The sequence below is a fragment of the Adlercreutzia sp. DFI.6.23 genome, assembly GCF_024462535.1.
GTDB classification, from domain to species: Bacteria; Actinomycetota; Coriobacteriia; order Coriobacteriales; family Eggerthellaceae; genus Adlercreutzia; species Adlercreutzia rubneri.
This window is the reverse complement of sequence record NZ_JANGBP010000187.1, coordinates 1-401: the sequence shown is the minus strand read 5'-3', so window position 1 is coordinate 401 and position 401 is coordinate 1. Positions and strand designations below refer to the sequence as shown.

The following is a 401-nucleotide window of genomic DNA, read 5'->3' as shown; positions in this document are numbered from 1 at the left end:
CTTGAGGCGGACGATCTCGTCCTCGGACAGCTCGTCCATCAGATGGTCGAGATCCAGCTCGCTCTCCGGGTGGGCGTCCTCGTGGGCGTAGTCGACGATGCGCTCCGTGGCGCGAACCTTCTTGTCCAGCACGCGGGTCTTGTACTTGCGCAGCTGGCGGGCGACCTTGGCGGCAGCCACGTCGATGGCGGCGTACATGTCCTCTTCGCTTTCCTCCAAGCGCACGATGTGGCCCTTGACGCGGACGGTAACCTCGCAAATAGCCGGCAGCGGGTTGGCCGGGTTCTTCTCGGTGTAAAGAACAATTTCCGTGGAGACGGTGTCGGCGTCCACAGCCTTGATCGCGTCACCGACGCCCTTCGTCAGTACGCTGAGGAGAAGGTCGGTAACGCGATCAAGGC

General features: G+C 62.8%; 1 protein-coding gene. It reads right to left on the bottom strand.

Annotated elements, in window-relative coordinates:
* On the bottom strand, nucleotides 1-401 hold a 401-nt coding region (gene hpf, locus NE591_RS12935), incomplete at both ends, for a ribosome hibernation-promoting factor, HPF/YfiA family (RefSeq protein ID WP_371130613.1).